Source organism: Mesorhizobium sp. M1295 (assembly GCF_040318135.1).
GTDB lineage: Bacteria > Pseudomonadota > Alphaproteobacteria > Rhizobiales > Rhizobiaceae > Mesorhizobium.
In genome coordinates this window covers 476,765-494,895 of record NZ_JAMYLU010000001.1, presented here as the reverse complement: position 1 = coordinate 494,895, position 18,131 = coordinate 476,765, and the positions used below count along the sequence as shown (strand labels likewise).

Annotated in this window: 16 protein-coding genes; 4 read left to right on the top strand and 12 right to left on the bottom strand. The window is 63.1% G+C overall.

All coding sequences use genetic code 11. The annotated features are described in order from the left end of the window. Positions 1 to 209: 209 nt before the first annotated feature. The 9 genes from tatC to NKH29_RS02295 form a co-directional block, all read right to left on the bottom strand. A complete protein-coding gene (gene tatC / locus NKH29_RS02335; protein WP_023720061.1) occupies positions 210 to 1,073 on the bottom strand; it encodes a twin-arginine translocase subunit TatC in 864 nt (287 codons plus the stop codon). Next, positions 1,070 to 1,774 (bottom strand): Sec-independent protein translocase protein TatB, encoded by a 705-nt coding sequence (gene tatB / locus NKH29_RS02330; protein ID WP_023720060.1) that lies wholly within the window; start codon positions 1,772 to 1,774, stop codon positions 1,070 to 1,072. The genes tatC and tatB overlap by 4 nt, the downstream gene beginning before the upstream one ends. Before the next feature lie 62 nt (positions 1,775 to 1,836). After that, on the bottom strand, positions 1,837 to 2,058 hold the full coding sequence (locus NKH29_RS02325) for a twin-arginine translocase TatA/TatE family subunit (protein ID WP_023678929.1): 222 nt from the start codon (positions 2,056 to 2,058) through the stop codon (positions 1,837 to 1,839). Between the two features lie 178 nt (positions 2,059 to 2,236). Next, complete coding sequence (scpB, locus tag NKH29_RS02320) at positions 2,237 to 3,016, bottom strand: SMC-Scp complex subunit ScpB (protein WP_352998914.1); 780 nt, start codon at positions 3,014 to 3,016, stop codon at positions 2,237 to 2,239. Next, entirely contained in the window at positions 3,013 to 3,813 is an 801-nt protein-coding gene (locus NKH29_RS02315; RefSeq protein ID WP_023720058.1) for a segregation and condensation protein A, read from the bottom strand. Before NKH29_RS02315 ends, scpB begins: the two co-directional genes overlap by 4 nt. Positions 3,814 to 3,871: 58 nt before the next feature. Next, positions 3,872 to 4,891 (bottom strand): beta-N-acetylhexosaminidase, encoded by a 1,020-nt coding sequence (nagZ, locus tag NKH29_RS02310; protein ID WP_352814584.1) that lies wholly within the window; start codon positions 4,889 to 4,891, stop codon positions 3,872 to 3,874. Positions 4,892 to 5,010: 119 nt separating this feature from the next. Continuing rightward, on the bottom strand, positions 5,011 to 8,679 hold the full coding sequence (locus NKH29_RS02305) for an SPOR domain-containing protein (protein ID WP_352998913.1): 3,669 nt from the start codon (positions 8,677 to 8,679) through the stop codon (positions 5,011 to 5,013). Positions 8,680 to 8,782: 103 nt separating this feature from the next. After that, positions 8,783 to 10,540: an arginine--tRNA ligase gene (gene argS / locus NKH29_RS02300; protein ID WP_352482121.1), complete on the bottom strand. Its 1,758-nt coding sequence runs from the start codon at positions 10,538 to 10,540 to the stop codon at positions 8,783 to 8,785. A 61-nt stretch (positions 10,541 to 10,601) separates the two neighbouring features. Next, on the bottom strand, positions 10,602 to 11,816 hold the full coding sequence (locus NKH29_RS02295; RefSeq protein WP_352495390.1) for a deoxyguanosinetriphosphate triphosphohydrolase: 1,215 nt from the start codon (positions 11,814 to 11,816) through the stop codon (positions 10,602 to 10,604). 73 nt (positions 11,817 to 11,889) lie between these two features. Here NKH29_RS02295 and erpA point away from each other — a divergent pair, with 73 nt between their 5' ends. From erpA to NKH29_RS02275, 4 genes are all read left to right on the top strand, one after another. Further along, positions 11,890 to 12,237 carry an iron-sulfur cluster insertion protein ErpA gene (gene erpA / locus NKH29_RS02290; protein WP_352467016.1) on the top strand — a complete coding sequence of 116 codons (348 nt, stop codon included), beginning with the start codon at positions 11,890 to 11,892 and terminating at the stop codon, positions 12,235 to 12,237. Positions 12,238 to 12,239: 2 nt separating this feature from the next. Continuing rightward, positions 12,240 to 12,629: a VOC family protein gene (locus NKH29_RS02285; protein ID WP_352495391.1), complete on the top strand. Its 390-nt coding sequence runs from the start codon at positions 12,240 to 12,242 to the stop codon at positions 12,627 to 12,629. Between the two features lie 30 nt (positions 12,630 to 12,659). Next, positions 12,660 to 13,454 carry an exodeoxyribonuclease III gene (xth, locus tag NKH29_RS02280; protein ID WP_023720052.1) on the top strand — a complete coding sequence of 265 codons (795 nt, stop codon included), beginning with the start codon at positions 12,660 to 12,662 and terminating at the stop codon, positions 13,452 to 13,454. A gap of 77 nt (positions 13,455 to 13,531) precedes the next feature. Further along, positions 13,532 to 13,846 (top strand): hypothetical protein, encoded by a 315-nt coding sequence (locus NKH29_RS02275; protein ID WP_023720051.1) that lies wholly within the window; start codon positions 13,532 to 13,534, stop codon positions 13,844 to 13,846. Positions 13,847 to 13,870: 24 nt separating this feature from the next. On the opposite strand, the gene NKH29_RS02270 is transcribed toward NKH29_RS02275, so the two are convergent. The 3 genes from NKH29_RS02270 to NKH29_RS02260 form a co-directional block, all read right to left on the bottom strand. Beyond that, a complete protein-coding gene (locus NKH29_RS02270; RefSeq protein ID WP_023678939.1) occupies positions 13,871 to 14,707 on the bottom strand; it encodes a tetratricopeptide repeat protein in 837 nt (278 codons plus the stop codon). Next, positions 14,694 to 16,418, bottom strand: coding sequence for a dihydroxy-acid dehydratase (ilvD, locus tag NKH29_RS02265; RefSeq protein WP_023720050.1), 1,725 nt, complete (start codon positions 16,416 to 16,418; stop codon positions 14,694 to 14,696). Before ilvD ends, NKH29_RS02270 begins: the two co-directional genes overlap by 14 nt. 278 nt (positions 16,419 to 16,696) lie before the next feature. Next, positions 16,697 to 17,917 (bottom strand): OmpP1/FadL family transporter, encoded by a 1,221-nt coding sequence (locus NKH29_RS02260; RefSeq protein WP_352998911.1) that lies wholly within the window; start codon positions 17,915 to 17,917, stop codon positions 16,697 to 16,699. Between the last annotated feature and the right edge of the window lie 214 nt (positions 17,918 to 18,131).

Below are 18,131 nucleotides of genomic sequence, written 5' to 3'. Positions count from 1 at the left end.
GCAGGACAGAGGGGGGCGCTGTCCCGCCGACCTCAGGTAGGCAGCACTCGCAACATTTGGTCGAAAGGAACCTGAAACAAAAACCCGCCTCAGAGGGCGGGTCGTCGGCGCCGAATCAGCACCATACCCAGATTAGTAGCATAGCTGCCGGCACAAAGCAAGAACAAAGTTGCTGCGGCCGGAAGAAAGATGCCAGCCAGTAACCCCACCTACGTCGACGACGCGTCCGCCGGCTTTTCGGCCACCTCTTCCGTGGCGTCCTGCTTTTCGCGGGCGACACGGTCGCGCTCCTTGCTGCGCTCGATCAAGCGAGCCGACCAGATCGAGACCTCGTAGAGCAGGATCGTCGGAATTGCGAGGCCGATCTGGCTCATCGGGTCGGGCGGCGTCAGCACCGCCGCCACGACGAAGGCGATGACGATCGCCCATTTGCGCTTCTCGGCCAACCCTTGCGACGACAGCATGCCAACCCGCGTCATCAGGCTTGTCACCACCGGCAACTGGAACACCAGGCCGAAGGAGAAGATCAGCGTCATGATCAGGCTGAGATATTCGGACACTTTCGGCAGCAGCGAAATCTGCACCTGGTCGTTGGTGCCGGTCTGCTGCATGGCGAGGAAGAACCACATCACCATCGGCGTAAAGAAGAAATAGACCAGCGACGCGCCCATCAGAAACAGGATCGGCGAGGCGATCAGGAACGGCAGGAAGGCATTGCGCTCGTTCTTGTAGAGGCCGGGCGCGATGAATTTGTAGATCTGCGTGGCGATCAACGGAAAAGCGATGACCATGCCGCCGAACATGGCGAGCTTGACCTGGGTAAAGAAGAACTCCTGCGGCGCCGTATAGATCAGCTCGACCTTGTGCGGATCGAGCCCGGCCCATTGGGTCGCCCATCTGAACGGGATCACCAACAGGTTGAACAGCTTCTTGGCGAAGAAGAAGCACACAAGAAAAGCAACGAAAAAACCGCCGATCGACCACATCAGCCGCCGGCGCAACTCGATCAGGTGCTCCATCAGCGGAGCCGACGATTTTTCGATCTCGTCCTTTTCCGTGTCCGAAGTGCTCACTTGGCGGCTCCCGCCGTTTTCGTGGCGGCCGGCTTCTTCGTTGCTGCCGCAGGCTTCTTCGCTGCTGCCGCCGGCTTCTTCGCTGCTGATGACTGCGCTTTCGGCTCAGCTTTTGTGGCGACCTTTGGCGCAGCGGCCTTTGCCGGCTTGGCCGGCACGGCAGCCGCGGCTTTCGCGGGCGCCGGCTTCTTCTTTGCCGCCGGCGCTTTTTGCGGCACGGCCGCTGCAGTCGTTTGCGCCTCTACTGCCGGCGCCACGACGGACTCGTCCGTCATCGCCGGAAAGATCGGCGTGGCCGGCGTCGGCTCCGGCGGGCTGACGCCCGGCATCGTCGTCGCGCCGTTCTTCAGCGGCTCGGCTGCCTGCTCTGTCGAGGCGGCCTCGACCGCCGGCTTGGGTTTCATCACGGCATCGACGCCGGAACGGACGTCGGCGGCGGCCTGCTCGAATGGATTGAGCTGCTTCCTGATCTCGGCTGCCGGATTGAGGCTTCTCAGCGAATCGACCGACTTCTTGACGTCGTCGAGTTCGGCTTCCTTCAGTGCGTCGTTGAACTGCCGCTGGAAATCCGACGCCATGGCGCGCAGCTTCGCCGTTGTGCGGCCGAAGGTGCGCAGCATGTTGGGCAAATCCTTGGGCCCGACGACCACGATCATGACGATCGCGATCACCAGCATCTCGGTCCAGCCGACTTCGAACATGGCTATACGTTCCGACTCAAGTTTCAGGCCGACTCAAGTTTTGGCCAACCAAAGTTTTGGGCTCAGCTTTTGCTGGCCTTTTCCTTCGGTACCGACACGGTCTCGTCGGAACGGTGTTCGACGGTGCGCTTGTCCTCGGCAGTCTCGTCGTCGGCCATGCCCTTCTTGAAGCTCTTGATGCCCTTGGCCATGTCGCCCATCAGCTCGGGGATCTTGCCGCGGCCGAAGACCAGCAGCACGATCACCAGAACGATCATCCAGTGCCAAATCGAAAATGAACCCATAGCAAATCTCTCTCGAACGGTTTCCCAGACGCTGATCTATGCGCTTTCGGGTTCGGATTCAAACAGAACTGCGACAGAGTTCATGAATGAGTGGCCGAAGTCACGCACTTTCGGCACGGCGGCCCGCTACCAATCGGCGCAGTTCCATCCTGGCTGTGGCTTAAAGATGGCGCTCGGCTCAATCGTCCGTGACGCGCGGCGTCAAAAGGCCGAGTTCCTCGAGGTCGATGTCGGTCAGCGGATCCTCGTCGTCGGTGAGCGCATCGGGGTCGGCCGGCGGCAGCGGCACCGAGAAATTCGACGGCATGCGGCCGGACAGCAATCCTGCACCCTTCAATTCCTCCATGCCGGGGAGATCGCGGATCTCCTCCAGTGCGAAATGGTCGAGAAAAATGTCCGTCGTGCCGTAGGTGACGGGACGGCCGGGCGTGCGGCGCCGGCCGCGCATTCTCACCCATTCCGTCTCCATCAGCGTGTCGAGCGTCCCCTTTGACGTCTCGACGCCGCGGATGTCCTCGATCTCGGCGCGCGTCACCGGCTGGTGGTAGGCGATGATCGCCAGCACTTCGAGGGCAGCGCGGGACAGCTTGCGCTGCTGCACCGTGTCGCGGCTCATCAGGAAGGCGAGGTCGCCGGCGGTGCGGAAGGCCCAGGCATCGCCGACGCGCACCAGATTGACGCCGCGCCGCGCATAGATCTGCTGCAGTTCGGCCATCGCCGCGGCAATGTTGATGCCGTCGGGCAGCCGCGAAGTGAGCTGTTTTTCGCTGACCGGCTCGGCGCTGGCGAATACGATCGCCTCGGCCATCCGTACGGCCTCCGCCATATGCAGCCGCTCGCCGGGATTCTGCGACAAATTCTGCCCCTGGTTTTGTGCCGGGTTCTCGGCAACCGCGCCTTGCTCGGCGTCGTCGTCGACCTTGAACGGAATGACCGAAGCGTTGGCGCGTTCGCTCATGGTGTCACCTCGACTATCTTGATGGCTTGAGCGCGGCCGCGCAGATAAAGCGGCGCGAACACCTGGTCCTGCCGCATCTCCATCTTGCCTTCGCGCACCAGTTCCAGCGTTGCGGCAAACGAGCTGGCGACAGCGGTGCGCCGCTCTTCCGGGCCGGCCAGATATTCGACCAGGAAACTGTCGAGCGCCGTCCAGTCGCGCAGCGACCCGATCAGCCTGATCAGCACGTCGCGCGCATCCTTGAGCGACCACACGCCGCGCCTGGCGATCGTCACATTGGTGATCGCCTGCTTTTGGCGCTGCTGGGCATAGGCGGTCAACAAATCGTAGAGCGAGGCCGAATAGGCATTTCGCTTCTCGATGATGACCATTTCCGGCATGCCGCGCGCAAACACGTCGCGTCCGAGCCGGTTGCGGTTGACCAGCCGTGCCGCCGCGTCGCGCATCGCCTCCAGCCGCTTCAGCCGGAACTGCAGCACTGCCGCCAGTTCCTCGCCGCTTTCGCCTTCGTCGCCGGGCTGCTTGGGGATCAGGAGCTTCGACTTGAGGAAGGCCAGCCATGCCGCCATCACCAGATAGTCGGCGGCAAGCTCCAGCCGCAGCGCCCTCACCTTCTCGACGAAGGCCAGATACTGTTCGGCCAGCGCCAGGATCGAGATGCGCGACAGGTCGACCTTCTGGTTGCGGGCAAGATGCAGCAGAAGATCGAGCGGACCTTCGAAACCGGCCACGTCGACGACCAAAGCGGGATCGCCGGTCAGCCGGGAATCATCGTTCTCGGCCCACAGACGGTCCATCGGTGCGGCCTTGCCGGCCTTCAGGTCCAATGTTTCCGCCACTTCGCTTCCTTTGATGCTAGGCCACCGCGTCGAAATAACTGGCAAATTCGGCCCGAATCTCGGTCTCGTCCGCTACGTCACGGTTCCTGATATAGGTCAGCGCCCGCTCCGCGCGGTCAAACGACTTGCCTTCAAGTCCGGTCGTTCGCGATGCAATGCCGGCCATCTCCTCAAACACGCCGTTGCAGTGAAGGACCAGATCGCAGCCCGCCGCAAGGATAGCGGCCGCCTTTGACGGGAAATCCCCAGAAAGTGCCTTCATCGAGGTGTCGTCGCTCATCAACAGACCGTCGAAGCCGATTTCGCCGCGGATGATCTTTTCGATGACCTTGCCGGATGTCGTGGCCGGGTTCTTCGGGTCGATCGCGCTATAGACGACATGCGCCGTCATCGCCATCGGCAAATGGTTGAGCTCCCTGAACGGCGCAAAATCATGCCGCTGCAGGTCGCCGATCGAGGCGTCGACGGTCGGCAGTTCGAAATGCGTGTCGGCGAAGGCCCTTCCATGGCCGGGAATATGCTTCATCACCGGCAGCACGCCGCCCGCCATCAGGCCTTCCGCCGCGGCGCGACCCAATTCGATGACGGCGCGCGGCTCCTTGCCATAGGCGCGTGCGCCGATGACGTCGCTGGCGCCCTCGATCGGCACGTCGAGCACCGGCAGGCAATCCGCCGTGATGCCGTAGCGCAGCAGATCGAAGGCATGCAGCCGCGCCATCAGCCAGGCGGCACGGGTGCCGGCGTCATGGTCGTCGCGCCACAAGGCGCCGAGTGCGCCGGCAGCCGGATAGTTCGGCGCCAGCGGCGGCCGCAGGCGCTGCACCCGGCCGCCCTCCTGGTCAATGAATACCGGCGCATCCGCGCGCCCGACGCAGTCGCGCATGGCGGCGACCAGATCGCGGATCTGCTCGGTCTCGCCGATATTGCGCGCAAACAGGATGAAACCCCACGGGCATTCGTTGCGGTAGAAACGGATCTCGTCGCGGGTCAGTGATTTCCCGGCGCAGCCGAGGATCATGGATTTTGATTCGGTCATGCGGAACAGTTTAGAGCTTCGCGCCGACAAAGGGAATCGCCCGCAATTGCCTCCAGGGATTTCCGTTCACGCAAAAAAGCCGGCGCGAGCGCCGGCTTTTCGAGAGGTTTTTGGTGCCGCTAGTGGGACACGAAGCAATTGCCGCCGGCAGCCTTGTAGCTGGTGCACAGTTTGATCGCCTCGTTGCGCGACTGCGCTGGAACGCGGACGCGGTAGAAGGTGCCCTTGCCGGCAATTTCGGCCTTGACGATGTTGGCGGTGCGGCCGGAAAGCACGCTGCCGTAGCGGCGCTGCAGATCCTGATAAGTCGACTGGGCGCTTTCGACTGTCGGCTGCGAAGCGATCTGTATCGACCACGAACCAGCGCCGGCCGCGGCCGGATCGATGGAAGCAACCTGATCGGGCTTGACTTCGCCGACTACGTCGACCGGCTGGTCGGACGGACGCTGCGGCGCCACTGGGACCGTGGCCGGGGTGTTGGCGGACTGCTTGCTGGCTGAGGGCTGGGCCTTGGCTTCGGCCTTGGTGTCGGGCTTGGGCGCCGGCTGCAGCTTGGTGGTTTCGGCCTGATCGCCACTCGCCTGATCGCCACTCGGCTGGTCACCAATCTTCTGATCGCCAATCTTCGGATCACTTGTCATCTGCTCGATCAGGGGCACGGTGCCAGTCTGCGCGGCGGCGTCGGCCTGGGCCGACGGAGCCACGTGCTGCGGCGCCGGATCTGCCGGCTCGGCAGCAGCCATCTGCGGGGCGGCAGGCGCCGGATCCTCGCGCGCCACCAGCGAGCCGTCAGGTTTCACGACCATGGTCCGTACCTTGCGCGGCGCAACGGCGACGATCTCGGGGTTGGCACCCTTCTCGGCCTCCTGCAGAACCTGCGCGATGCGATCCTCGGACTTGGGCGCCGGTGCGGCGGCAGTTTCGGTACCGCCAGCGGCATTGGCGCCAAGCGCATCGGTGTCAGGCGCGTTGGTATCAGGCGCGTTGATACCAGAGGCGTTGGTGTCGGACGCCACTGTGCCGGGCGCGTCGAGATCGTCCGCGGCGTCGGGGTCATTGGGCGAAAGATCGACGACGCGGCTCTCCGGTTCGTTGGCTTTCAGGTCCACAGGCTCTTCGGTGTTGGTGACCAGCTTCTGCTGAACGGGCTCGGCGGGCTTGGCGCCCTTGACCACAGCGTCATAGACCTTGTTGTCCTGGTTCGGCACGACGGCGCCGCCTGGATTTTCCGGCTTGATCTTGATCGGCCTGTTGTCGGCCTTGACGATAACCGGCGCATCGCCGTCGCTCTTGCCGCCGAGGGTCAACGCAAAGGCGCCAAGGCCTCCGGCGATCGCCACCGCGCCGACTATCGCTCCTATCAGCAGCCCGCGCCTGCGCGGCCGCCTTTCGGCCTCGCGTTCGGCGAGGCCCGGGACCGACATCTCGTCGTCCAGTTCGGGATCGTAGTCGAGCTCATCGAAGGTGAAATCGTCGGCTTGCGAAACCGGCTGGCCACTGGGCAATGGGCCCAGATCGAAACCGTCCGCTGCATCGGCATAGGAAGCGGCCGCCGCGCTGACGGGGGCCTCCGCAGGCTTGGCGCCATAGCCGCGCGTCTCGCCACGATCTTGCTTATAGCCAGACGCGAAGCCGGCATCGTATTCATCGTCATAGCCAGCACTGCGCACCGGGGCAGGCGCTATATCCGTGGCATTCATTTCGGTGAGAAGGCTGGCAAAATCGGCATCAAGATCGTCGTAGGCGGGCGCCACCGGCTCGTCATCGTCGAAATTGAGCTCCGGAATATCGAGATCGTCCGCCAGCGCCACGACGCGCTCGGGCACGTCGACCGTCTCGACATCGGGCATCTCGTCATAGGCGGAAGGTTGTTGATGCGAAGTTGGTGCAGCTTCCGTGTAGGCGGGCCGATCTTCATAGGACGGCCTCTCTTCACGGGATGCCTGGCCTTCATAGGACGGCGCCTCTTCGACCGGTGCGGCCCGATAGGACGGCGTTGCAGCCGGCTGCGGCGGTGGTGCCGGACGCGCCGAAGCCACCGGCTGGCTTGCAAAAGCGGGCTGAGGCTGGGCGACCGGCGTCACGCGGCTCCACGAGCGGGCCGGCTCGGGCGGCGTGGCGCGTGTCGTCAGCCAGTTCAGCGCATCGAGCGGATCTTCTTCGGAAGCAGCTGCGGCACTCTTGTCGGCCGAGTCATGATCCAGGCCGATATTCCTGGCGAAGTCGGCATCGAGCGCATCGTTGTCCAAATCATCCGCAGGTCCGGCAGCGGCTTCAGCGCCGAAATCCTCGCCTTCAAGCTCATCCAAGAGGACACTGCCAAGATCGGCGTCATCGGCGGCACTGGACTGCTGCGGCTCAGCGGGCTCGTGCTCGTCGAGTTCCCAATCCAGCTCGTCGACAGGATGCACCGGTTCGTTGGTGACGTCTTCAGCCGCCACCATGGGCTGTTCAGCAGCCACTGCTGGCTCCTGAATTGCGGGCGCCACGGGCTGCTGAGCAGCAGCCATCACAGGCTTCTGGGCAGGCTGCTGGCTTGTCTGAGGTTCGTTGGCCGCTTGTGCCGGCCGTGTGCTCATTGCACCCAGCAGCGCGTTCAGCTCGTCTTCCAGGCTGCGTTCCTCAGCCACTGGGGCTGTCGGGACGACAGCGGCCGGCGCCACTGGTTCGGCCGCAACCTGCGCCACGGGCTCTTCGACGTCCTCCGCAAGCGCATCGTCGAGGCTCAGATCGAAATGGTCGTCGAACGCCGCTTCAGCAGCCGTGCCGGAAAGCCGGGCGGCCTCTGGTTCTTCGATTTCGGCAGGCTCGTTCGGGCGAACGTCTAAGTCCATGTCGACATCGGCCATGGCATCATCGAAATGGCCGGCAAAATTCTCATCGTCCGAAACCGCCTCAACCGGCGATGCCGGGGCGGCGACGGTTTCCGCCGGCTCATGCTCGTCGACCATCAGCTCGTCTTCGAGCGAGCTTGCAACGGCATCGTCGAACTCGTCATCGAACGCAGGCTCGGCGGCTTGCGCCGCGGTTTCAACGGCGACGGCCTGCTCCATCGGCTCATGCTCTTCGAGCATCAGCTCGTCTTCGAGCGAGTTGGCCACGGCGTTGTCGAACTCATTGTCGAAGGCAGGCTCGTCGTCGAAGGCGGGCTCGTCGACCGGCGCGTATGCATCGGCTGCGGCCCTAGGTCCGTCCTCGCCCGTCGCCCCGATCTTGCCCGTCACATCGTCGTCGTGCCGAAAATCCTGATCGAGCGAGGCGGCAAGTTCGTCGTCACTCGAAAGGTCGTCCTCGAACGGCGACACGTCTTCGAGCGAGCCGGCGACGGCGTTATCGAACTCCTCGTCGAACTCGGGCTCGACAGCGGGAGCGAACGCCCTTTCGGGGGCGAAGGCAATTTCGTCGGCGGCAACAGGAGCGGCCGCAACGGGAGCAACATCATCCACCGCACTGTCGTCGAACGCGAAATCCTGTTCGAACGAGGCAGCAAGCGCGTCCTCCATTTCGTCGGCGGCGGCCGGTTCGGGTGTCGGCTCGCGAAGCTCGGCAGGGGAAGCATTGTCATTGGCGTCGGCGCCGAATTCGCCCATCAACTCCTTCTCGAGATCGATGTCGAAATCGGCCTCATCCACCGACGGTTCGGCGGCAGCGGCTTTCGGCTGGGCCGGCGTTTGCGGTTTGACCGGCTGGCGCGGGTCGAACCCCATGATCCTGGTCAGTTCCGCGAACGGATCATCGTTGGCGATGTCGTTGTGGTCGGCTGCTCTCAGCTGGGTTCTGTCTGCCATTATTGTTCCCGAACTCGCACTCATTCGGACGCCATGGACGTCGCGTAGGGTTGGCCCTTACCAGCGCAATGTGGGCAAAAGGTGACAGGTTTTTTACTCAAACCTAACGCATTTCGGTGGGCGCATTGGCTCCGATCAGCGTCAGGCCGGACGTCAAAACGTCCGAAACAGCCTGCACCAGCCCTAGTCTGGCATGCGTCAATTGTCGGTCGTTAACCTTAACAAAACGTAAGTCGGGATTATCGGTGCCCCGGTTCCAGTGTCCGTGGAAGCTGGAAGCAAGTTCGTAGAGGTAAAATGCCAGCCGGTGGGGCTCAAGCGCGAGCGCCGCGGCTTCGATCAGCCGCGGATATTCGGCAAGCTTCCTGATCAGGCCGATCTCACCCTCGTCGGTCAGCAAAGCCACTTCGGCGGCCAGCTGGTTGCGGTCGAACATGGCCTCGCCCAATTGCTCGCTTGCCTGCCGGAACACCGAATGGCAGCGCGCCGAGGCATACTGCACGTAGAACACGGGATTGTCCTTCGACTGCTCGGTCACCTTGGCGAAGTCGAAATCGAGCGGCGCGTCGTTCTTGCGGTAGAGCATCATGAAGCGGATCGGGTCGCGGCCGACCTCCTCGACCACTTCACGCAAGGTCACGAACTCGCCCGACCGCTTCGACATGCGCACCGGCTCACCGGCGCGAAACAGCCTCACCAGCTGGCAAAGCAGCACGGTAAGCTTGACCTCGTCGCCGGCAATCGCCCGGGCAAGCGCTTCCAGCCGTTTCACATAGCCGCCATGATCGGCGCCAAGCACATAGATCAGGTCAACGAAGCCGCGATCGACCTTGTCCTTGAGGTAAGCGACATCGGCAGCGAAATAGGTGAAGGTACCGTCCGACTTGACCAGCGCCCGGTCCATGTCGTCGCCGACCGCGGTCGAGCGGAACAGCGTCTGCTCGCGGTCCTCCCAGTCGTCCGGCTTCTCGCCCTTGGGCGGCGGCAGCTTGCCCTTGTAGATGTGGCCCTTCAGCGTCAGGTCGCTGATCGCCGAGCGGATCTTCTTCGCATTGTTGGCATGCAGCGTCCGCTCGGAAAAGAAGACGTCGTGATGCACGTTGAGCAGCGCCAGATCCTCGCGGATCATCGCCATCATCGCGTCGATCGTCCTGTCCTTGACGATGGCAAGTGCCTCCTCGTCCGGCATCTGCAGTAGGGAGCGGCCGAATTCGCTGGCCAACGCCTGACCAACGGGGATCAGATAGTCGCCTGGATAAAGCCCGGCCGGAATCTCGCCGATCTCATCGCCAAGCGCCTCGCGGTAGCGCAGGATGACCGAGCGTCCGAGCACGTCGATCTGCGAACCGGCATCGTTGATGACATATTCCTTGGTCACGTCGTAACCGGCGAAGGCCATCAGGTTGGCGAGCGCGTCGCCGACCACGGCACCCCGGCAATGGCCGACATGCATCGGCCCGGTCGGGTTGGCGGAGACATACTCGACATTGGTTTTCTTGCCGCCGCCGACTGTCGAGCGGCCGTAATTGCGGCCCTCGCCGAGCAGCGCCGTCAGATGTGCCTGCCAGAAGTCGTCCTTGAGCTTGAGATTGACGAAGCCCGGGCCGGCGATCTCGGCGGCCGCGATATCCTCGTCGGCGCGCAGCGCCTCGGCCAGCCTTTCGGCCAGCGCGCGCGGGTTCTGGCCGGTCGGCTTGGCCAACACCATGGCAGCGTTGGTGGCGAGATCGCCATGGCTGGCATCGCGCGGCGGCTCGACGGCGATGCGCGACAGATCCGGCGGCACGCCATCCTTGTCTTTCAAATCAAGCGCTTCGACGGCCTTTATGATTCGCGCGTTGAAATCGGCGAAGATGTTCATTGCTATGGCTCTGACGGTTTTGCAGGGATCCGGCTCGTTGGCCGGCAAAATCGCGCCCGCCCTAGCTCAAATCCGGCGTATGGTCAAACAAACGCCTGTGTTCCTTGAGTGCATAAGTGTCCGTCATGCCAGCCAGGAAATCGGCAACACTGCGCGCCTTGACGCGATCCTCCGCCCGATCGAGCCCTTCGCGCCAGCCATCCGGCATGGCGCGCGGATCGGCGAAATAGACGTCGAACAGGTCCCTGACGATCTGGTCGGCGTCGGCGCGCACCCGCATGACCTCCGCGTGCCGATAGAGATGCTTGTAGAGAAAGGCCTTCAGCTCCTTTTCCGATACGGCCGTCTCGGCGGAGAAGCTCACCATCGTCTCGCCGGCCGCCCTTACCGCCTCGGCGCTGTCGGGCTTGATGCGCGCCAGATTAGCCGTCGTCGAGACGATCACGTCCTCGACCATGATAGTGATCTGCCGGCGCATCAGCTCGTGGCCGGTGCGTACGTCATCGAGCGCCGGATAGCGCTCACGCACCCCCTTGAGGATCGACCCCGGCAGCGAGAGGTCCTCCAGCATGTCCAGCGTCAGCAGCCCTGCCCTCAGCCCGTCGTCGATGTCATGGGTGTTGTAGGCGATGTCGTCGGCAATCGCCGCGCACTGCGCCTCGATACCGGCGAAGCGGTCGAGCTCGAGGTCGTGCAGTTCGGAATAGTCGCGGATCGCCTGCGGCACCGGCCCCTTCAGCCCTTTGCCCTTGGCATCGGTCAGTGGGCCATTGTGCTTGACCAGCCCCTCCAGCGTTTCCCAGGTGAGGTTCAGCCCATCGAACTCGGCATAGCGCCGTTCCAGCCGCGTCACCACGCGCAGCGATTGCGCATTGTGGTCGAAGCCGCCCCAGGCGGCCATCTTCTCGTTCAGCGCGTCCTCGCCGGTATGGCCGAAGGGTGTGTGGCCGAAGTCGTGCACCAGGGCCACCGCCTCGGCCAGGTCCTCGTCGCCGCGCAGTGCCCGCGCCAGAGCGCGTGCAATTTGCGCCACCTCGATCGAATGCGTCAGCCTTGTGCGGTAATGGTCGCCTTCGTGTGCGACGAACACTTGCGTCTTGTGCTTCAGCCGGCGGAACGCCGTCGAATGGATGATGCGGTCGCGGTCGCGCTGGAACGGCGTGCGCGTCGGGCTTTCCACCTCGTCGAACAGCCGGCCGCGCGACTTCGCCGGGTCGCTGGCATAGGCCGCGCGCGGCCGATAGCCGAATCCGATGTCGCCCAACTCGTTGGTCATAGCGTATGCCGCAGTTGACTTGCCCCGTCGCGCTTCATACCTATCATACGAAACCGAAAGCAAGGTGACGCCCATGGGCGCTGATGCCAAGACCGCCATGAAAGTCGAGATGACCGACGCCGCCGCCAAGCGGATCGCCAAGATCGTGGCGAGCGAAGCCGGCAAGACGGCCCTGCGCGTCTCGGTCGAGGGCGGCGGCTGTTCCGGCTTCTCCTACAAGTTCGATCTGGTCGATAGGCGCAATGATGACGACGTCGCCATCGAGAAGGACGGCGCAACCGTGCTGATCGACGACCTGTCGCTGGTCTATATGGGCGGCTCGGTGATCGATTTTGTCGACGATCTGATGGGCCAGTCGTTCCAGATCAGGAACCCCAATGCGGTCGCCTCCTGCGGCTGCGGCACCAGCTTCTCGATCTAGAAATGCCCGACATCGGCGCGGTTCGTCAGATCGCGCTTTCCGCCGGACGCGACCTCGACGCAACGCTGGCCTTCTGGCGCGAGGTGCTCGGCATGAGTCTGCATGCGCGTTTCGATCCTCCAGGCATCGCCTTCATCATGGCAGGTGACGTGCGCCTGCTTTTCACCGACGGCCTGCCGGCCGGCACCGTCTATCTCGACATATCGGACCTCGAAGAGTTCCACGCTTCGGCAAGGGCCGCCGGTGTTCCCTTCACCGCGCCGCCGGCGCTCGTCCATCGCGACACCGAAGGCCTGTTCGGCCAGGCGGGGGAAAGCGAGTGGATGGCCTTCCTAAAGGACCCGGCAGGCAATACGATCGGCCTTGTCGAACGTCACCCGCCGGATCGCTAGTCTCCGGACCACCAGCCTATCGAGGACGTCATGAAAATCGTCACCTGGAACATCAACGGCGTCCGCGCCCGCATCGGCAATTTGACCCATTGGCTGACGGAAAGCGCGCCCGACATCGCCTGCCTGCAGGAGATCAAGACGGTCGACGAGCAATTTCCTCGCGCCGAGATCGAGGCGCTCGGCTACAATGTCGAGACCTACGGCCAAAAAGGCTTCAACGGCGTCGCCATCCTGTCGAAGCTGCGTTTCGACGAGGTCAATCGCGGCTTGCCGGGCGACGATGCCGACGAGCAGGCGCGTTTCATCGAAGGCGTGTTCTCGACCGACAAGGGCGCCTTGCGGGTTGCCTCTATCTATCTGCCGAACGGCAACCCAATCGACGACGAGAAGAAGTTCTCCTACAAGCTTTCCTGGATGACGCGGCTGGAGCGCTGGGCCGAGGAGCGGCTTGCACTGGAAGAGCCGCTGGTCCTGGCCGGCGACTACAATGTCATTCCTGAGCCGGCCGATGCGAAATATCCGGAAAACTGGCTAAGCGACGCGCTGTTCCAGCCCGCAACGCGGCAGGCGTTCCGGCGGCTGAAGAATCTCGGCTTCACCGAAGCCGTGCGTGCCGTCACCGACGCCCCCGACGTCTTTACGTTCTGGGACTATCAGGCCGGCGCCTGGCAGAAGAACAACGGCATCCGCATCGACCACCTGCTTCTGTCGCCCGAAGCCGCCAATTGGTTTTCCTCGGCTTCGATCGAAAAACAGGTGCGCGCCTGGGAAAAACCCTCCGACCATGTGCCGGTGGCGATCGATCTGGCGCTGCGGCCGGCCTGATCGGAGCTGCTGTCCGGCGGCACATTGAGAAGTTGACCTCTTATCGCCACAAATCGCGCGCTTGATGAGAAATCATCATGGTGGCTGGGGTTCCCATGACTATCCGACTTGCACTTTGCACGTGTGCCGCGGCGCTCGCTTTTGGCGCGATGCCGGCCGTTGCCGCTCCGCTATGCCTTGCCAATGGCAAATCGTTCCAGATCGGTCAAATGGCCTGCCTGACACTTGCCGGACAAAGCCACCTCGCCCGCTGCGAGATGGTGCTCAACAACACGTCCTGGACAAAGCAGCGGGACGGCTGCCCGGAGAACACACTGGCCCCGCATCTGCAAGGCACGCCGATATCAACACCGGCGCCCGGCGGCGTGCCGGCGAAACCGACCGAGAACTGATTTAAATCGACAAATCCCGCCGGCCTACTGGTCGCCGCCACCCTTGGTCAGGATATCGTCGGCCAGCGAAATCGCGGTGCGACGGTCGGCTTCGCCGGCGGCGGCAAACGCTTCTTCCTGCATGCCGCGGATCCATGGCTGGTCGGCGGGTGAGGCTCGTTCGAGTGCCGCGGTCATCATCGCCAGCCCGCGGACGATCTTGCCGCTTTGGAAAAGCAGGTTGCCGAGCGTCGCCTGCGCGCCCGCATGGCCCTTTTCGGCCGCCAGCTGGAACCAGCGTCCGGCCTGCTTGACGCTGGCCTTGACGCCGCCCTCGCCCTTGAGGAACATCTGGCCCATCTCGAACTGGGCGTTCGGATTGCGGTAGTTGGCGGCGGCACGCATGTAATATTCCTGGGCCGCCACCTCGTTCTCCTCGACGGGGCTGCCGGGAATGCCTTTCCTCAGATAGTCGCCAAGCGCCACCAGCGCGTCCGAAACATAGCTTTCCTCGGGCGAACCGGGCTCGACGTCCTGGTCGACGATCTCGCTGAAGAACTTGAACGCCGCGTAGTCGTCTCGCGCCACGCCATCGCCTTCGGCATACATGCGCGCAAGCTTCCAGGTGGCGCCGATCTGGCCGTTCTCGGCGGCATATTTGTAGGCTTCCGCGGCCTGCTCCTTATGGCCGTTCTTGTAAGCGGAAAAGCCGAACTGGAACACCGCCCACGGGCTCGACTGCGGCTTCACGCCGGTCTTGTCGTCGAACACCTTGTCGTCGAAGGCCATGGCCTGGCCGACGGCGCCTAAGGTCGCGCCAAACGTGGCGAGCGCAACCAGTGCCGAAAGGACAGACGACCTCAACAACTCAGATGTCCGCATAGCAGTGTGTTTCTTTGGCACCGCCCGGATGGGTGACCGCGCCGTCGCGGGCAGATCCGACCGTCTGTGCGTATTTCCAGATCGCGCCCGACTGATAGTCGGTCGTGCGCGCCTTCCATGCTTTTGCCCTCGCCGCCAGTTCGGCTTTGGACAATGCAACCTCGATCGTGCCGTTCACCGCATCGATCGAGATCAAGTCGCCGTCTTTCAGAAGCCCGATCGGGCCACCGACGGCCGCTTCCGGCCCGACATGGCCGATGCAGAAACCGCGCGTCGCGCCAGAAAAACGCCCGTCGGTGATGAGCGCCACCTTGCCGCCCATGCCCTGGCCGTAGAGAGCCGCCGTCGTCGACAGCATTTCGCGCATGCCCGGGCCGCCGCGCGGACCCTCGTAACGGATGACGAGAACCTCGCCTTCGCTATAGTTACGGCGCGTAACCGCCTCGAAACATTCCTCTTCCGAATCGAAGCAGCGCGCCGGACCCGAGAATTTGAGTTCCGCCATGCCTGCGACCTTCACGATCGCGCCTTCGGGGGCAAGGTTACCCTTCAAGCCCACGACCCCGCCGGTCTGGGTAATCGGCTTGTTGGCGGGACGGACCACATCCTGGCTGTCATTCCAGGAAACATGTTCCATATTTTCGGCCAAAGTGCGGCCGGTCACCGTCAGGCAATCGCCATGAAGATAGCCATGGTCGAGCAGCGTCTTCATCAAGAGCGGAATGCCGCCGGCCTCGAACATGTCCTTGGCGACGTATTTGCCGCCCGGCTTGAGGTCGGCGATGTAGGGTGTCTTTTCGAATATCCTGGCCACGTCGAAAAGGTCGAACTTTATCCCGGCTTCGTGCGCGATCGCCGGCAGATGCAGCGCCGCGTTGGTCGAGCCGCCGGTGGCCGAGACCACGGTCGCGGCATTTTCCAACGCTTTCATCGTAACGATGTCGCGAGGGCGGATGTTCCTTGCGATCAACTCCATGATCTTTTCGCCGGAAGCGAAATTGAAGCGGTCGCGCATCTCGTAGGGTGCCGGCGCGCCGCAGGAATAGGGCAGCGCCAGGCCGATCGCCTCAGCGACGGTGGCCATGGTGTTGGCGGTGAACTGGGCGCCGCAGGAGCCGGCCGACGGACACGCGGCTTGCTCGATTTCTAGCAGTTCGGCGTCGCCGATGGTGCCGACCGAATGCTGGCCGACCGCCTCGAATACGTCCTGCACGGTGATCTGCCGGCCACGGTAGCTGCCGGGCAGGATCGAGCCGCCATAGATGAAGATGGACGGCACGTTGAGGCGCACCATAGCCATCATCATGCCGGGCAGCGACTTGTCGCAACCGGCCAGGCCGACCAGCGCATCGTAGCAATGGCCGCGCATGGTAAGCTCGACTGAATCGGCGATGACCTCGCGTGACACCAGCGACGACTTCATGCCCTGGTGGCCCATGGCGATGCCGTCGGTGACGGTGATGGTGCAGAATTCGCGCGGCGTGCCTTTGGCGGCCGCCACGCCCTTCTTGACCACTTGCGCCTGGCGCATCAGTGAGATGTTGCAAGGTGCGGCCTCGTTCCAGCAGCTGGCGACACCAACCAGCGGCTGCGCGATCTCGGCCGCCGACAGCCCCATCGCATAGAGGTAGGAGCGATGCGGCGCCCGCTCGGGACCAACGGTCACGTGACGGCTTGGCAGCTTGGCCTTGGAGATCGCTCTGGCGTCCATACTCGTCCTCGCCGCGGGCGGTGCGGCCTGCCTCTTCGCCTAGCCTTTTGGCGCGTGTCCCGAGACAAGTTCGAGGTGCGCCGGGTTTATGGCGGGAAATGGGCAATGTTCCCGGGCGGCCGGGTGGCGCGAGGGTTGTTCAGAAACTGTTGCCGAAACGTCACAATTATCGGAGCGAACATCATAGGGGCAATTGTTGCGCTGGCCGAATGACGGATGACGCACCGAACGAAACGACCGGGCAGTGCCCGGCCGTTTTGTCGTTTAAAAATTTGTAGTTAGAACTTGATCTTGACGGAAGCCGAACCGGCGAGAAGCAGGTCGTTGCCGTAGGTATAGGTGACGGCATTTGCCACGTCGCCGACACCGCTGAAAGTCGATGACCCGCTCGTCAGCACACCGATCGAGCCGCCGAGCCTGACCTCGACCTGGTCGTTCGGCGAATAGGAGACGCCGCTGGCCACGGCCCAGGTATCCGACTGATAGCCGGAGGTCGTCGAGGTGCCGCGATCCCAGGTCAGCGAAACCACGCCCGACAATTGGTCGGTGAACTTGTGACCGATACCGCCCGTGATCGTCCAGCCGTCGCGATAAAGCAGGTCGAATGAAACGGGCGAGGGAGCACCGGTTACCGGGCTGCGCACGCCATTGATGGCAATGACGCCAAGCTTGCTCCACTCCTGCCAGCGGATGGAACCAAAGGCCAGCCAGCCAGGAGCTATACCGCTCTGCAGCTTGAATTCCAGAGCCTGAGGTATCTCGGCCGACGCCGAGACTGGGTACACGCCGGTAGAGCCAGGAACCAGATCCGCTGGAAAGGCGCCCCTGAAGCCGGTCGTGTCGACCGTTCCCGACAGCCCGTCATATTTGTAGCTGGAAGAGTACATCAGGCTGGCGCGCAGAGCGATCTCGGGGATCTCATAGGCTGCGCCCGCACGCCAACCCCATGCCTCGTCGGACAGCTTGAAGACACCGAGGCCGGTATTGCCGAAGGCGAGCAGTGTCTGGCGGGACAGAAACGCGTCGACCTGCTGGTAGGAGACACCGCCAATGAATCGTACGGCGCCCTTGCCGACGTTCACCTTGTAGGAGCAGGTGAGGCTGAAATCGTCTGTGTCGACGGAGTATTTGACCGCTGTCGGCGAATAGGCGTTGTTCATGCCGAAATTTGCGTCCGCACCATACGGTCTGGTATAGGTGGCAAGACAGTCTACGGGCTCAAAGATGTTGGCCTTGATGCCGACATGCGGCACCGCATAGTCGCCACCAACATCCACCGCCGACGTCGACAATCCCGACCCATCCAGACGCTGCACATTCTTGAGTTTGCGCTGGGGCGAAACATAGGTGACGCCTGCGTCGAACGAATATGGCGCCGCGTCGAACAGCTGGTCGATGTTGACGCCGCCCCGGTCAAAGCCCCCGGCTTGCACCGTCCCAACGAAAGCCAGCGAAAAAGCCCCCGCGCCCAGCAGTGCTTTCAGACGCGAATAACACATGAATCTCCTCCCCGAATATCCTTGCATCAAGCTAGAACCAATTCAGGTTAACCGCGCAACAACGAATTCGCCGTGCGTACATGTACACCTTGGCTGAACGCATTTCCGACAAGGTGTCGGCCTTCTCGACAAGGCGGGAAAATGGCTGGCTCGGTACAAATCAATGAGAAAAATCGGGAAAATCGCCTAAATCACGACAAAACTGGGCATTTCG

Bases quoted from the DNA above. Each gene is read 5' to 3' on its own strand.
- NKH29_RS02315 (WP_023720058.1), bottom strand. From the start codon at position 3,813: ATGGACCGTCTGTGGGCCGAGAACGATGATTCCCGGCTGACCGGCGAT.
- NKH29_RS02275 (WP_023720051.1), top strand. From the start codon at position 13,532: ATGGTGGCTGGGGTTCCCATGACTATCCGACTTGCACTTTGCACGTGT.
- NKH29_RS02260 (WP_352998911.1), bottom strand. From the start codon at position 17,917: ATGTGTTATTCGCGTCTGAAAGCACTGCTGGGCGCGGGGGCTTTTTCG.
- erpA (WP_352467016.1), top strand. From the start codon at position 11,890: ATGGGCGCTGATGCCAAGACCGCCATGAAAGTCGAGATGACCGACGCC.
- NKH29_RS02325 (WP_023678929.1), bottom strand. From the start codon at position 2,058: ATGGGTTCATTTTCGATTTGGCACTGGATGATCGTTCTGGTGATCGTG.
- argS (WP_352482121.1), bottom strand. From the start codon at position 10,540: ATGAACATCTTCGCCGATTTCAACGCGCGAATCATAAAGGCCGTCGAA.
- scpB (WP_352998914.1), bottom strand. From the start codon at position 3,016: ATGAGCGAACGCGCCAACGCTTCGGTCATTCCGTTCAAGGTCGACGAC.
- NKH29_RS02305 (WP_352998913.1), bottom strand. From the start codon at position 8,679: ATGGCAGACAGAACCCAGCTGAGAGCAGCCGACCACAACGACATCGCC.
- nagZ (WP_352814584.1), bottom strand. From the start codon at position 4,891: ATGACCGAATCAAAATCCATGATCCTCGGCTGCGCCGGGAAATCACTG.
- tatB (WP_023720060.1), bottom strand. From the start codon at position 1,774: ATGTTCGAAGTCGGCTGGACCGAGATGCTGGTGATCGCGATCGTCATG.
- NKH29_RS02285 (WP_352495391.1), top strand. From the start codon at position 12,240: ATGCCCGACATCGGCGCGGTTCGTCAGATCGCGCTTTCCGCCGGACGC.
- NKH29_RS02270 (WP_023678939.1), bottom strand. From the start codon at position 14,707: ATGCGGACATCTGAGTTGTTGAGGTCGTCTGTCCTTTCGGCACTGGTT.
- xth (WP_023720052.1), top strand. From the start codon at position 12,660: ATGAAAATCGTCACCTGGAACATCAACGGCGTCCGCGCCCGCATCGGC.
- NKH29_RS02295 (WP_352495390.1), bottom strand. From the start codon at position 11,816: ATGACCAACGAGTTGGGCGACATCGGATTCGGCTATCGGCCGCGCGCG.
- ilvD (WP_023720050.1), bottom strand. From the start codon at position 16,418: ATGGACGCCAGAGCGATCTCCAAGGCCAAGCTGCCAAGCCGTCACGTG.